15 protein-coding genes are annotated in these 12,551 nt (G+C 34.9%); 7 read left to right on the top strand and 8 right to left on the bottom strand.

All coding sequences use genetic code 11. The features are described 5' to 3' along the window. Positions 1-262: 262 nt before the first annotated feature. Complete coding sequence (locus tag FKG96_RS26840) at positions 263-436, top strand: hypothetical protein (protein WP_168204595.1); 174 nt, start codon at positions 263-265, stop codon at positions 434-436. Further along, on the top strand, positions 420-1,250 hold the full coding sequence (locus FKG96_RS22350; protein WP_149106142.1) for a hypothetical protein: 831 nt from the start codon (positions 420-422) through the stop codon (positions 1,248-1,250). Before FKG96_RS26840 ends, FKG96_RS22350 begins: the two co-directional genes overlap by 17 nt. 265 nt (positions 1,251-1,515) lie before the next feature. Here the strand turns inward: FKG96_RS22350 and FKG96_RS22345 are convergent, their stop codons facing one another. Beyond that, a complete protein-coding gene (locus FKG96_RS22345; RefSeq protein WP_149106141.1) occupies positions 1,516-2,148 on the bottom strand; it encodes a hypothetical protein in 633 nt (210 codons plus the stop codon). Positions 2,149-2,603: 455 nt separating this feature from the next. Here FKG96_RS22345 and FKG96_RS22340 point away from each other — a divergent pair, with 455 nt between their 5' ends. After that, positions 2,604-2,849: a hypothetical protein gene (locus FKG96_RS22340; RefSeq protein WP_149106140.1), complete on the top strand. Its 246-nt coding sequence runs from the start codon at positions 2,604-2,606 to the stop codon at positions 2,847-2,849. A 160-nt stretch (positions 2,850-3,009) separates the two neighbouring features. Here FKG96_RS22340 and FKG96_RS22335 read toward each other — a convergent pair whose 3' ends face one another. After that, positions 3,010-3,474 carry a hypothetical protein gene (locus tag FKG96_RS22335; RefSeq protein ID WP_149106139.1) on the bottom strand — a complete coding sequence of 155 codons (465 nt, stop codon included), beginning with the start codon at positions 3,472-3,474 and terminating at the stop codon, positions 3,010-3,012. An 82-nt stretch (positions 3,475-3,556) separates the two neighbouring features. Then, the gene (locus FKG96_RS22330; RefSeq protein ID WP_149106138.1) at positions 3,557-4,081 is read right to left on the bottom strand and encodes a hypothetical protein; all 525 of its coding nucleotides are present in this window, start codon (positions 4,079-4,081) and stop codon (positions 3,557-3,559) included. 542 nt (positions 4,082-4,623) lie between these two features. On the opposite strand from FKG96_RS22330, the gene FKG96_RS22325 reads away from it, so the two are divergent. The 3 genes from FKG96_RS22325 (at position 4,624) to FKG96_RS22315 (ending at position 8,222) form a co-directional block, all read left to right on the top strand. Beyond that, complete coding sequence (locus tag FKG96_RS22325; protein ID WP_149106137.1) at positions 4,624-6,741, top strand: DEAD/DEAH box helicase; 2,118 nt, start codon at positions 4,624-4,626, stop codon at positions 6,739-6,741. After that, complete coding sequence (locus tag FKG96_RS22320; RefSeq protein WP_149106136.1) at positions 6,738-7,433, top strand: DUF2290 domain-containing protein; 696 nt, start codon at positions 6,738-6,740, stop codon at positions 7,431-7,433. The genes FKG96_RS22325 and FKG96_RS22320 overlap by 4 nt, the downstream gene beginning before the upstream one ends. Before the next feature lie 531 nt (positions 7,434-7,964). Next, entirely contained in the window at positions 7,965-8,222 is a 258-nt protein-coding gene (locus tag FKG96_RS22315; RefSeq protein WP_149106135.1) for a hypothetical protein, read from the top strand. A gap of 10 nt (positions 8,223-8,232) precedes the next feature. Here the strand turns inward: FKG96_RS22315 and FKG96_RS22310 are convergent, their stop codons facing one another. From FKG96_RS22310 to FKG96_RS22290, 5 genes are all read right to left on the bottom strand, one after another. Beyond that, positions 8,233-8,484, bottom strand: coding sequence for a hypothetical protein (locus tag FKG96_RS22310; protein WP_149106134.1), 252 nt, complete (start codon positions 8,482-8,484; stop codon positions 8,233-8,235). 127 nt (positions 8,485-8,611) lie between these two features. Beyond that, entirely contained in the window at positions 8,612-9,646 is a 1,035-nt protein-coding gene (locus tag FKG96_RS22305) for a DUF2971 domain-containing protein (RefSeq protein WP_149106133.1), read from the bottom strand. Positions 9,647-9,751: 105 nt separating this feature from the next. Further along, the gene (locus FKG96_RS22300; protein ID WP_149106132.1) at positions 9,752-10,222 is read right to left on the bottom strand and encodes a hypothetical protein; all 471 of its coding nucleotides are present in this window, start codon (positions 10,220-10,222) and stop codon (positions 9,752-9,754) included. A gap of 385 nt (positions 10,223-10,607) precedes the next feature. Beyond that, complete coding sequence (locus FKG96_RS22295) at positions 10,608-11,000, bottom strand: hypothetical protein (RefSeq protein WP_149106131.1); 393 nt, start codon at positions 10,998-11,000, stop codon at positions 10,608-10,610. 194 nt (positions 11,001-11,194) lie between these two features. Further along, entirely contained in the window at positions 11,195-11,458 is a 264-nt protein-coding gene (locus FKG96_RS22290) for a helix-turn-helix transcriptional regulator (RefSeq protein ID WP_149106130.1), read from the bottom strand. A gap of 360 nt (positions 11,459-11,818) precedes the next feature. On the opposite strand from FKG96_RS22290, the gene FKG96_RS26835 reads away from it, so the two are divergent. After that, positions 11,819-11,959 carry a hypothetical protein gene (locus tag FKG96_RS26835; RefSeq protein WP_168204594.1) on the top strand — a complete coding sequence of 47 codons (141 nt, stop codon included), beginning with the start codon at positions 11,819-11,821 and terminating at the stop codon, positions 11,957-11,959. Positions 11,960-12,551 lie beyond the last annotated feature (592 nt).

The raw sequence follows: 12,551 nt of genomic DNA, 5'->3' as shown, positions 1-12,551 counted from the left end.
AGGAAAATTTTTTGGAATAGGGTTTCTAACTACACTTTGGCGGTGATGATACTTGCATTAATTACTAAGATGTACTTCAAAAATTATTTAGCAGATGTAATCCTTTATATTTTGGTAATAGGGGTATTGGCTGCTATTGTATTTTTTATTGCATTGTTAATGCAATCCAGATCCGATAAAAGCAGATAATATATCAGAACGAGTTTTTAACGTAAGGACAGTATATGTCTTCCAATGAAGATGGGAAATATGACACAATAATATGAATAAGCTATTTTGTTTTGGTGATGATATTGGTGTAATGATACCGGCAGAATGGGAGGTGTATCAAGAAGAAGGGGTCGCGACTATTTACGAGTCGGCAAAGGGTATTGGAGCATTACAACTTTCTTTATATAGAAAAGGGGAAAGAGGTAGATGTGTTAGAAGAGCTTAAAGATTATCTATCTGATAAATATGAAAATGTTACCGTTACCTTGTTAAATGGAAAGGCCTATTCTGTGACGGTTGATGAAGATAAGGTGTATTGGCGTTATTGGCTTTTTTTAAAGAGAGATAACATTATATTCGTGTCTTATAATTGCGATGAGGAAGAAAATGATAAAGAGACTACTGTTCTTTATGTTAATCATAAAGATTCTGATGTTCGGTCGACAGAAATCTCAAAAATAAAAACATTGGAATTTAAATACGATTTCGATAAAGACGGGATGATAGACACTGTAATCTACGAGGAACCGCTCATAGTTAATAGCACTTTTTTTCTGGGGGGTAAACGTATTGATATCGATTCCCTGAAGGATAAAAGGGAGGAAGAAATAAAAACGACTTATGTCAGCCAGATTGAAAAAAGCAGGAGCCACCTAGACAGCGCATTAAATGTTTTTAAAAATATAAATTCTGATAAAAACAAGTTACTTTTCTACGAAGCATACATAGATTTTTTAAAAATTAAATACGACACGTCGGCTAATCAATATCAACAGTATCAGGACGAGGCAAATAAATTGGTAAATAACCTTCTTAAACAGAACTCGCTAGATACGTCCCGACGTTATTCTATTAGAGATTCAGTTCACGTTAAATACGCTTATACAGATTTCTATCAAATCCCTAAATCTCAAAAAACTTTTTCCGATCGATTTCCGGAATTTCTACTCGTTACAATGCTGGTTCTCATTTTTATTTACTCTGTTGTCAATTGGTACCGCTATTTAATATTAAAAAGAATAATAAAACTTACAAAGTGATTATTATTTTAGTGTTTCGTTTTACATCAATTCTATACCTGTTGAATTTTTCATTTGACGATGATCCTAAATGAACCAAAAGTTGGACGAAGTGGTCTCACTGAAGATAAACCGCAGAGGGAGTTGTGGTGAGGATATCCTTTAAATACATTCGCTTCTTGCATCGTTCATTCTTAAATATAAATTAATAACAAGGTAACTAAATTGGGCAAGAGCGATTTAAAATTCGCTGCGCTAGTCCAAGAAAGACATTAAGCTGAATTTATTAAAACAACGTAGGTTTTCTTTTTTTTAATGAATCTGCCTTGGAAATGATATCATCTAGTTCTTTCGAAATCTCATCACCTGACATTCCATACATAATTTTCCTAGCATTTGCCAGTTCCGTTCTGACCATATCCTTGTCCAAATTATCTTTCATTTGATTAGCAATCGCATATTTATGGTATGCGTTGTTAATATCCTTTATCCGTTTCGCGATTGTTTCAAAGGAATTTGTTAGATAGTGATTGTCTCCGAAAGTGGCCCAGAGTCGTTCCTTCATCTGATATACTCTTTTAAGATCTTCCTCATGTCGTAGCATTCTAGACTGAAATACATAAATTTCGTGTATTACGTTTTGAGACATTTTGCCTTGCTCCAGCTCGGTGTTCATCGCATTAAAGAATTTTTCATTTATTTCACCCGAGGAAGAGATTGGATTGCGCAGATTCCTAACGACATCGGCTGAGACGCGAAGTACTGACAACGCTTCAACTTGCACATCATACTGTTTTTGCTCCTTCCATTGAAAGAGTGCATATACAGCTACCATGAGTGTTGCAAAGGTTGAAAGTGAAGATAACCACTCTGAAACACTTGAATCAAATTTTATACCTCCAAGTACGATTATCAACACTATCAATGTGGTTGATATAATTGAGTAAAATTTATACACGTTTCTTTCCTTTTAGGTGTCTCATTGTTTGTTGGCAATATAACATTCAACAAAAATCTATTATCTTTAATAAGATATTTGAAACTCAAAACGACATCTATTCCACATTTAGTGCAGATTGCTGTTTCTCCGTTAATATCATGGATCCATTCGCAAATCTCAGATGGCCATAAGTCTCTCCATTGATTTCTTCGAATGATCGCCTGTTTTTCGTTTAGTCCGCTATCTGATTAAATTAAGATTTGGTTTAATAGTTGTTTCACTCTAATATAGAGAAATTCTGTGCGATTTGCCAAATAATTTTCACACTTTTAAAATTAGATATTCGGCTGTTCAATTTTTTACAGGAAACCGTAAATTGCTTCACTTAATGAAATTAACGGTCCGCTTTTTTTCAATCGAAAAATTTGGTTAACATGAAAATAGAAAGAGTTATCAGCTGGTTTGATAAGCATACGGAGGAATTAAAAGGCGAGTTTGTTTTAGATGGAGTATCGCTTGAATCTCTGAAAGCTGTTTTTAAACCAAAAGCGGATGATCCTTTGATGTACAACCCTTATATTATTTTTGAAGAGGAGGGGAGGCGGCTAAAAGAGGTATTGAACTTCCAATTTGACTTTGAAAATTATATCTACCAGATCGACTGCTTTCGGATAAGTTAAAGGTTACTCTCTTACTTCACAGCGTGTATCTCGATAGAGCTTGAAAGGAACGTAACCTTACCCGTTACATGGTTTTTTATTTCAGGGACAGTTATTATATGGATATAACGGATAAGCACGGCGAAAGGCATCGTTTTTTGAGATTTGTTACCCCAGACTCTCATGCCCATTTAAAACTGCGGACATTAGCCTGGTTTACCCTCATTATGTATTCGTGTTCGCCTATGTAGTCACTTAAAAATCTTTCAGTAAAGCCCCACCCTTCATCATTTTTCGCTTTTATTAATACATCAACGAGTGGAAAAAATGTATGCTTATAAAAACCCCGTTTATTGTATTTAGCTTCAAATTCTAGCAGCTCGCCGGTATCACAAATTAACAGTGACCCATTGCCATTATTAAATCTTCTTGCACATTCTAATCGTCCGGTAAAACTTGCAATTTTACCATTGATGTTTTTTCTTTTACACGATCGGAACAAAATTGGCCTCGTTGTTGGAAGGTAGTTTTTTAAAACTAAGTCCCAAATATCATAAAAAGCTTTTCGTTTCTCATCGGGGCCAGTGGGAATCCAATTACAGATAAAACCTCTAGTTTCGCTTGTTATGGGAGCATCATTTTGCATAATGTCAACAAGGTTATTAGCAATGCCGGCCTTTTGCGTGTTTGACAGCCTAATGAAATTTATTCTCCATATTGAATCATCATTACATGACATCGAAAATCGCAACTTTCGAATTATGCTTAATATTCCAAGAGGGGTTATATTTAGATATTAAAGACTTCTCCACGGTTTCTGGACAATCGAAAAAAGCCTTTTTATCATGAAGAACAAACCAATCAAATTCTAAAAAGTCAACTCCACCATTATCCATCTCTTTTACCCAAAACTTACACCGACGTTCTTTGCTTTTTGACCCTGCTATTCGCTGCGTTCCCCTTACAATTCTGCCCCATATACCATCCTTTCTCTCTTTAAATAGGCCTGTAGCCACAATTTTTTTACCAGAACTTCCTATATACACTAATCTTGGTTTGTTATTGCTATATGCATGGATGATATAAATTCCGCCATGTTTTGCAGGTGCATCACAGACATGAGAAATGTTATCTTCAATGGCGAACCTGAAACTACCCCTACAAGTGTATTTTTTCATTTCCTCTATTACAGTTTTTGAATTTGACTTGTTTTTCATTGGCCAATTGATGTTTTTCTTGATACGATGTTTCATCGTTCAAATATTTCTTAAAATAGTCTTTTTCTGAATCCAATAAGAAAGCACTTCTTTTGGCCATGTTTCAATATCATTCATATTGACAAGCTTTTTATTATTCATATCACTAATATAAGCCTTTATAACTTCTCATAGATATCTAAGGCGCATTTAATAAAGAATTTTTTCTCGTACCATAGAAATGTGGACAGAATTTTTCATGTCTATATTGGATATTATTTTCTTGTTCCAAATTTTAAAATGTAGCAGTTCTGTAAAACTCGCTGTGGTAGACTTGGCTTCGAAATTACTTGTGAGATGTTGATATAGCATATTCCGTTATGGTAGAAGATTTTTATTGCAAGATAGTTTGGATTTCAAAAATATTGTTAAGCATGATCTCGTCTGATATACCGCTTACAATCTGAGTAATTCTTCGCATAGACGATAATATCAAAAATGTTAACAATGTTTAAATCCAGTCTTTTGCAAAATAATTGGTTTAATTCTTTGCTAAATATTCGACAAAAGCTATCTTTACTTGATTGATAGATAAAATTATGCTAAATATCATAAGAGGGGATTTGAAATCTAAACCTGCAGCGACGAGCTTGTTGATTGACGCTTTTGAGCAGATAAAGGAGAATTTTGATGGATCCCTCTACATCGGTTACCCAATAATTGGCACATCTGAGGGAGGCTTCCAAATTGATGCTCTCTTGGTTTCGCCGACTAAGGGAGTGATACTTTTTAATTTAATTGAAGATCCTAAAAAAGGAATAGATTATGAAGAGATTCAAGATGAAAATTACCAAAAATTTTCATCTAAGATGCTTCAGCACAAAGAAGTTGTAAATAGAAGAAAAATAGCATTCGATATTGTAACAGCATCATTCGCGCCCACCTATGCAGCAGGTAAGACCAATGGCGATTATTTGCTCTTTACTAGTAAATCGGAGTTAATTAGCTTTATTGAAAATTATGAGTACGATCTTGAAAGTTATTACAAACCAATCTTATCTATTATTCAGTCTATCACTTCAATAAGTAAGACGAAAAACAGAAATTATGTAAAATCCGTTGACTCACGAGGAGGTATATTATCTAGACTAGAGGCGTCTATCGCTAATTTAGATTCTGCACAAAGTGAAGCCGTGATTGAAACTGTAGATGGAGTACAACGAATTCGGGGGCTGGCCGGCTCTGGGAAATCTATTGTTTTAGCATTAAAGGTTGCATATTTGCATGCCAAAAACCCTGAATGGAATATCGCAGTTACTTTTAATACTAGATCATTAAAGGGACAATTTGAAAAATTTATAACTAATTTTAGCTACTCACATCAGAATCATGAACCGGATTGGAACAAAATACATATAATTCACGCTTGGGGAAGTAGCCCGAAAAACCCAGGTATCTATTACAATTTCTGCATGGAAAATAAGGTTGTTTACAGAGATTATGAAGATGCAAGAGGAATAGCACCTAGGTATGGAGAAGAATTTGATATTGTCTGCAAAGAAGCTTTGGAAACTGTTAAATCTGTAAAAGAAAAATATGATTTGATTGTTGTAGATGAGGCTCAAGATTTTTCTCCGGACTTTTTAAGAATATGTTATAAATTGTTAACAAAGAACAAGAGATTAGTATACGCCTATGACGAATTACAAAACCTAAATGATAAGCAAATGCTTTCTCCGGAATCGCTATTTGGTCTCGATGACGAGACGGGCAGGCCATTAGTTGATTTAAAAAATGAGGAAGGTAAACCTAAAAAAGATATTATTCTATATAAATGTTATAGAAATCCTAAAGAAATTTTGACTACTGCCCATGCATTAGGTTTTGGTATTTACAGAGATCCTGAATTGGTTCAGATGTTCGATCAGGCCTACTTGTGGCGAGATATAGGATATGATATAAAAGATGGAGAACTTGCTGATGACAAAAGAGTTGTGCTAGAAAGAACGAATCGAACAAGTCCCGAATTTCTATCTGAGCATTCCCCAATTGATGATATTCTTCGATTTGAAGTTTTCGAAAATAATGAGACACAAGTAAAATATATCGTTGAAGAAATATGGAAAAATATTACGCAAGATGAATTAAAACTTGATGATATAATTGTGATTAATCCAAACCCTTTAACAACCAAGTCTGTTGTAGGCGTTTTTAGACAAGCTCTTTTTGATAAAGGAATAAACTCAGAACTTGCAGGCGTAACCTCTTCTCCGGATATATTCTACTCAGATAAATATATTACGTTTACTGGCATAAATAGAGCAAAAGGTAATGAAGCTGCTATGGTATATATAATTAATGCGCAATTCTGCTATGCCGGAATGGAATTATCTAGAAAAAGGAATATATTATTTACTGCAATGACAAGAAGTAAAGCTTGGGTTCGTGTTTGTGGATATGGGATTAACATGGTTGAGTTGAAAAATGAATATGAAAAAGTAAAACGGAATAATTTTAGACTCGATTTCGTTTATCCAAACGAAGAAAAGAGAAAAATCCTTAAAATAGTAAATAGGGATATGTCTGACGACGAACGCCGTTCGGTTGAGAGAAACAATAATAATCTCAAAGATATTGTTAACGATTTGCAAAACGGGTTGATTAAAAGAGAAGATTTGCCTCGAGATTTATTGGAGCAACTAAGGAGCTTGCTATGACACTTGCAAAATCTTATCTTAAACAAATTGAGGATATTACGTCATTTCTGATCGGTCGTAATCTGTCCGTCTCTCAGAACTTTCCTTCCTTAAATATTGAAACAGGTATTCTGTATGTCACTGATAAAGATTTTGATATGAGTATTTCTCAAAGAAATATTTCATTTAGGGAAATATATGATACACTAGATCAACAATACAACTATAATATAAAACTGATTGATGGAGGGCTGTTGCAGTTAAATTATATGTTTAATATAAAGGAAGACTCTATTCTTAGGCACCGATTGGCATATTTTCCGTCCCCGCATTTAGCGACTTTTCAAGATAGCCCTTCACGTTATGATGACGACGAATTATATGCAGATATTTTAAGAAAAAATATACTACCGGTTCCTGTAAGGTTTGATTATGATCCAGAGGTAAATAAGAATAAACAACCGGAAGATTTTGAATCTATTCATCCACATTCGCATGTTACCTTTGGGCAGTATCAGAATTGTAGAATAGCCGTTTCTAATTTGCTTTCTCCTAGCATGTTTATTGAGTTTGTGCTTAAAAGTTTTTATGGGTCATTTTATTACAGAGAAATATTCAGAAAGGAGGCACTTTTTGTGAAACATCAAAAAGTAGAAACTTGTATAACAGATTTTGAAAAAACATCTATCCATTTATCAATATCCATTCAGTAAACTATCATGGATTGTGTTCGGTTAAATAGCTAATGGAGTTTATTGCAGTCGGTCTTTCCTGCCTATTAAAGATAAACTTTTTTCTCGACTAATTTTATTTATCAATCCTCCGTTTACGGTAACAGCGTAATACTGATGTAAAGGTTTAAAGTTTCACCTTTGCTTGCGGACTCGATTCAAGTTTGGTAAGCCTACAGAAGAATTTGATAGCGTGAGTGAGATCACTTCTATTACCCGTCCTAATATTTTGCATTGTGGAAGTGGACGACCAACATGCCCCGTTTGAGTATTCCGGAAGAAATTGCCCCCCCCATAATCCGTTAGTAAATCGAGAGCTGAAGTTCGTTTAAATGGACTGAGCGCATGTCAATCTGGCACATACTGACCCCTTTAGATTCGAAGGAGTGTCCCATTCCGGACCATGTTGCCCCCAGACTTTTCGGCCATCGTTCCGGAGCAAGTCGACCCCTCTAGGGTTTTTTGGTTTATTTAGGATTCATAGCGCGTAACCTTTCTATCAGTAAGAACACAGTGAAATCCTATCTGCAGAAGATCGGGGAAGCAGGTCTTGACCTGAAAGAGCTGCTTTCATTGGAGAATCTTGTGCTGGAAGGGCTTTTCCATTCGGGCAACCCGGCTTACTGCGATTCAAGGTTCGAAGATCTTAAAGAGAGGCTGGACTATTTCGAAAGCGAGTTGAAGCGTGTTGGTGTGAACAGAAAGCTTTATGGATCAACTCCATATTCCTATTTGCTGATTGCAGGTCAAAAGGATAACGATACATCGTGAAAAAATCTGGTCATGATATTCGTTCGAAGCTTTTGTTGTGCGCATTCTTTGGATGTTCCAGGTTAGGCAATTTTTTAAGATTGCGGTTAATCCAGAATGGATGGAGTACGATAGCATAACGCTCAAAAATCAATGGGCAGCATATGTTAAGTAAATACCAAAAAGAGTTTCTTTCAGTCTGTTTACCTTCTACGCTAATATTTGGTCCCAAAGATGCTTGTTTTGCTATCCATTCGGGTAATGTGCCGTCTGTTTTTTTCATTTAGATTCAGGTAATTGCAGTAAAAATAAGGACTTGTGCTTAAGAAGCAGAACATCTTCATTATTTTGTTGTCGTGTGCCAGCAATGGGGAAAACTCCAATTTGTACCAGAATACTTATATGCAGTATTAAGAGTGGTTTTTCAATTCCTTGTAACGAAAATCTTTATATGGAAATTCGCTAATGAATTCATCAGAGGAAAAATCTACAGCTGCTGTATACGCTTCTGCATATTTAATGTAATCTTCTTCATTTAGAGGATATCGCCCAATTAAATCGGCTATCTCTGATGTATTAAAAAAGTTTAGATTACTGGGTTTGTAGCAATACTTTCCTTTGAATGCTTTGGCAAAATTTAGCAACTCGTTTTGCGATAAGTCATCTTTCATGTGGATATAATAGTTTTCAACCACCGCATTGTCCTGATGTTTTATCACGCTGAAATTTGTTTTCGATAAATCGTACGATGCTTTTCTTTTGAGCTCTCGATGTAGTACCCTTTCCATTTGTCGTTTCGATTTATTTAATATCATTTTGTAAAAGCATATATCTCTGTTAGCAAAGTGATCTTGGAATAACTTTATTAATTCATTATTTGCTTTGGTGCCAAAATACACTGCAGTTATAGCTGAGGGGTGATGATTTTTTAATGAAGAATGATCGAAAATTAACCGAATTTCTTGTTCATGCTTCCAAAGTAATGTTTTCATGCCAAACATCTTTTGATATATTGCTCCGTCCTTTAGATCTTTATATTCTAAAGTAGGTATGTGATCTGAATACTGAACATCTAGTTCTTTTGAAAAATCTTTGTTTTTTGTTAGATCCTTTAACTTTTGCAAATCATATTCAATACAGTAACCCTCATGGTCGCTAGCGTAATATGCCCACATTTGGGTGCTATCATATGTTTTTGATAAAGAGAAAATACCTACCTTATCTTTGTATTTAAAGACATCTTGAAGCCGTTGTTCTAAATCATACGAAGCTAGAGTAAGGTTTTTCCACTGGGCTAAAGTATTTGAAAGCAATTCATTAAACGTCGCTTCAAAAGGATCATTTAAGGTTTCAAATTTCGGGGCGAAAAATTGGTTTGCACTGAACGTTTTGATATCTCTATCTAAAATATTTGTTGCAACGCTTCTATATTTGTATACTTTCATTGATTGTTCCTATTGTTAAACTGCTAAATTTCTTACTTGGTACTTCTTCTATAAGCTACTAAATATAATTGATCTATGTGAGAATAATGAAGGATAGCAGCGCTATCATTTGCCTAAAATATATTCTTTCTTAAAATCCAAATAATCTTGTTTCTTAACGAATAGGGATCTCAAAATCTCATCTGCATTAATTGTTGTTCTTTTGTTGCCCATATCTCTACGAGCCAAAGCTGCTAATTCTGCCCAATTCCACAATCTATAACCTGTTTTTAACTGATTGTCTTCCCACTCAAAGAATTTTTTAATGATTTTGTCATTTCCATAAAGTATCAAATCCCTCTTCACATTCATTATCCTGAGTAACACTTCTTCTTCTGAAATTGATTGTAGTTTTTTAGTTTGATTAATTAGATCAAAGAGTATAGCTAACAATTCATAATATGTTTGATATTTTTTGTCAGAAAGCTTTGCTTTAATGTCTCTCAGTTTATCGTGATAAATTTTAAGCCAAGTTCCTAAAATTACAACACCGCTAGACAAGAGAGCTATTGTTATTTTCAAAATTTGTTCATCCATATTTATTTTTTGTGATATTTAGAATGCTTACTTATATTCCTGATAAACATTTGTCTAGATCCATAATGGCTGTGTTCACTAAATTTCAAAAGCATTAAAAAGTTATGCTTTATGAAGTCCATACATAAAACGAGGTCATTGGAAAAGACGATTTTTCTTCCCAGATAAAATAGCATTAACTTCATCACTTATTTACTCTTATCGCTCGACCACGGCTTCGCAAGAAGTACATTTTGTTCTCTACGAACGATTTATCCAATTGTCAATGATACGATAAAAGAGGTAGATGACTAAGGCAATGACGCCTAAGTAAATCGAAACGACTAAAAGAGTATAGTACATAATAAAGGTTGCCTTTTAGATGAAGTAGTAAAATTAGTTACATTTATGAAGTCTTTTTAATAGTGCCCTCTTTTAATTTTTTAATTTTCTTTAACCGAGCTCGACGGTTGTCAATTTTTTCGTAAATCAGCATTCTCATTTTTCTTCTGGTATGTATCAAAAAAGATAATTCGCCACCGATCTCCATTTGGAGAAATACCGCGATATCACCATCTAACAATCCATGCTCTACCTCTTCATCGATATATAATATCTCTTTGATTTCAGTTACACCTGTGATGTCTATACCGTTCGCTACTGGCTTAACGTGGGTTAATAGTATTAACCCATTACTAGTGAGCGGGATCGTAAACTCCTTTTTCTTTTTGAATTTCTTGTTATAAAATCCTAAACTTTTTATCAAGGTTACCGTTCTTATTACTTTAGTTTTGTCCATCAGCTTTGATTGTATTCTTAAGACATTGCCATCACTTGCTGTTTACGTAGACCTTACTGCTGCGATCATGCTTGCGGTTATTTGTAACCATCAATATTTTGTCGTCCATAGTCCATTTTTTCGCATTGGGCTTTGCATTTTTCGACAATGTAGCTAGAACATCATTTACTCAACCATTTCCATGTCGACTTGTTCTAATCCCTTACTTTTTTTGATTTAAACGCTTCAACTGTGCTGCTGCTCCAATCGCTAGGATAGAAAAGCTCTCTTATGTCAACACGCAAATACTCCGCAATTTGAGCAAAGGTTGTTAACGACGGTTGTTGATGATTATTAACCCATCTAGATACCGTCTCTTTCTTAACTTTTAAAAATTTTACTATATCATTGTTCTCTACCCCGAGTTCTTCAAAAACCTCTGCTAAACGGTTCAATTTCATTTCTATAAATAATTTCATTTTTTAGTTGACTTTTAAAGTCAACTTTGTATATTTGCATTAGTAAAACGCGACAGTAAACAGTAGAAGATTCTACTTTAACGATGTCTCCCTCGTTTGAGAAAACCGCCAAATTGCCTACGAGAAGACCGTGAGTTCGCCAGATTCTATTGGATATGTTATCTTTGATGATATATTACCGATAGAGGCGGACTTCATGTTAGTCTTTTTTGAAGGCAAAGCGTAAATCTCGAGTAGATTTGTGCAAGGGTTAGCTTGGCGGTTATCCCTCAATCAAAAAAGCATTGGAGCCGCCCTATTGGTTTCTATAGGTAAAAAGGTCCAAAGTTTTTTGACATCGTTTCCATAAAATCAGGAATTATGAAAACGAAAAAAACCAAACCGACTAGTTACTTAAATCACAAATTACTTGTGTGGTCCGTCATCCAGAATGGCGCCTTACGAGTACATCCCAAATCCCTTCAATCACCTTTAAAGAACATCATCGCTTCACCTGAATAGGTGGATCAAAAGATAAACAGGCTGTGGATAGCATAGGGAAGAAGCAAAGAAGCTCAACCCGAAGCAGGCTATAAAAAGCCATATCTCAGTCTGTCACCGATCCTATTCCAATAAGAAAACGATTGTTCGCTTAGGCTTGGAGTAGGTCAGATCTTTTGGTTATTGCAATTACCTCTAAAGATAGTGGCTTTCTTTCAAACCAGCAAATAATTTGTGCCTTGTTAGTGACATGGGTCGGTTTTTTTAAAATTTTTCAAACCTAAATCGAATTAAATCGACCAAAATGAAAGCATTTTTACGCTTAATGGGAGCGGTGTGTGCTGTTGGGAAACTATCAGTTCAAGCCATCTCTAGAATAAATAAAATAGTAAGTACGGCGTGCAAGAGTTCACTAACGATGAATGATGAGCAATTAGTGATGAATACTTCTTGTACCTTTTTTCCGCAAAAAGGTACCCAAAAACTCCTGGCTGCAAAATTTCTATGTAGGTTACAGCAACTGCTTAGCCTATGCTATCCGAAATTTTGGAGGCCAGTTTTTTCCAGTATGAGCAGTTTCCTGCTACGAACATTGCGTGTACAAAAAAATAGT

The sequence above is a fragment of the Olivibacter sp. LS-1 genome (genome assembly GCF_008245145.1).
Classification (GTDB): Bacteria; Bacteroidota; Bacteroidia; order Sphingobacteriales; family Sphingobacteriaceae; genus Olivibacter; species Olivibacter oleidegradans.
Note: the sequence above shows the minus strand (reverse complement) of the source record. Positions and strands in the feature narration are given on the sequence as shown.

What these genes read in the sequence shown, in the direction of transcription:
- FKG96_RS26840 (WP_168204595.1), top strand. Translation starts at nt 263, where the DNA reads ATGAATAAGCTATTTTGTTTTGGTGATGATATTGGTGTAATGATACCG.
- FKG96_RS22340 (WP_149106140.1), top strand. Translation starts at nt 2,604, where the DNA reads ATGAAAATAGAAAGAGTTATCAGCTGGTTTGATAAGCATACGGAGGAA.
- FKG96_RS22335 (WP_149106139.1), bottom strand. Translation starts at nt 3,474, where the DNA reads ATGCAAAATGATGCTCCCATAACAAGCGAAACTAGAGGTTTTATCTGT.
- FKG96_RS22330 (WP_149106138.1), bottom strand. Translation starts at nt 4,081, where the DNA reads ATGAAACATCGTATCAAGAAAAACATCAATTGGCCAATGAAAAACAAG.
- FKG96_RS22325 (WP_149106137.1), top strand. Translation starts at nt 4,624, where the DNA reads ATGCTAAATATCATAAGAGGGGATTTGAAATCTAAACCTGCAGCGACG.
- FKG96_RS22320 (WP_149106136.1), top strand. Translation starts at nt 6,738, where the DNA reads ATGACACTTGCAAAATCTTATCTTAAACAAATTGAGGATATTACGTCA.
- FKG96_RS22310 (WP_149106134.1), bottom strand. Translation starts at nt 8,484, where the DNA reads ATGAAAAAAACAGACGGCACATTACCCGAATGGATAGCAAAACAAGCA.
- FKG96_RS22305 (WP_149106133.1), bottom strand. Translation starts at nt 9,646, where the DNA reads ATGAAAGTATACAAATATAGAAGCGTTGCAACAAATATTTTAGATAGA.
- FKG96_RS22300 (WP_149106132.1), bottom strand. Translation starts at nt 10,222, where the DNA reads ATGGATGAACAAATTTTGAAAATAACAATAGCTCTCTTGTCTAGCGGT.
- FKG96_RS22295 (WP_149106131.1), bottom strand. Translation starts at nt 11,000, where the DNA reads ATGGACAAAACTAAAGTAATAAGAACGGTAACCTTGATAAAAAGTTTA.
- FKG96_RS22290 (WP_149106130.1), bottom strand. Translation starts at nt 11,458, where the DNA reads ATGAAATTATTTATAGAAATGAAATTGAACCGTTTAGCAGAGGTTTTT.
- FKG96_RS26835 (WP_168204594.1), top strand. Translation starts at nt 11,819, where the DNA reads ATGAAAACGAAAAAAACCAAACCGACTAGTTACTTAAATCACAAATTA.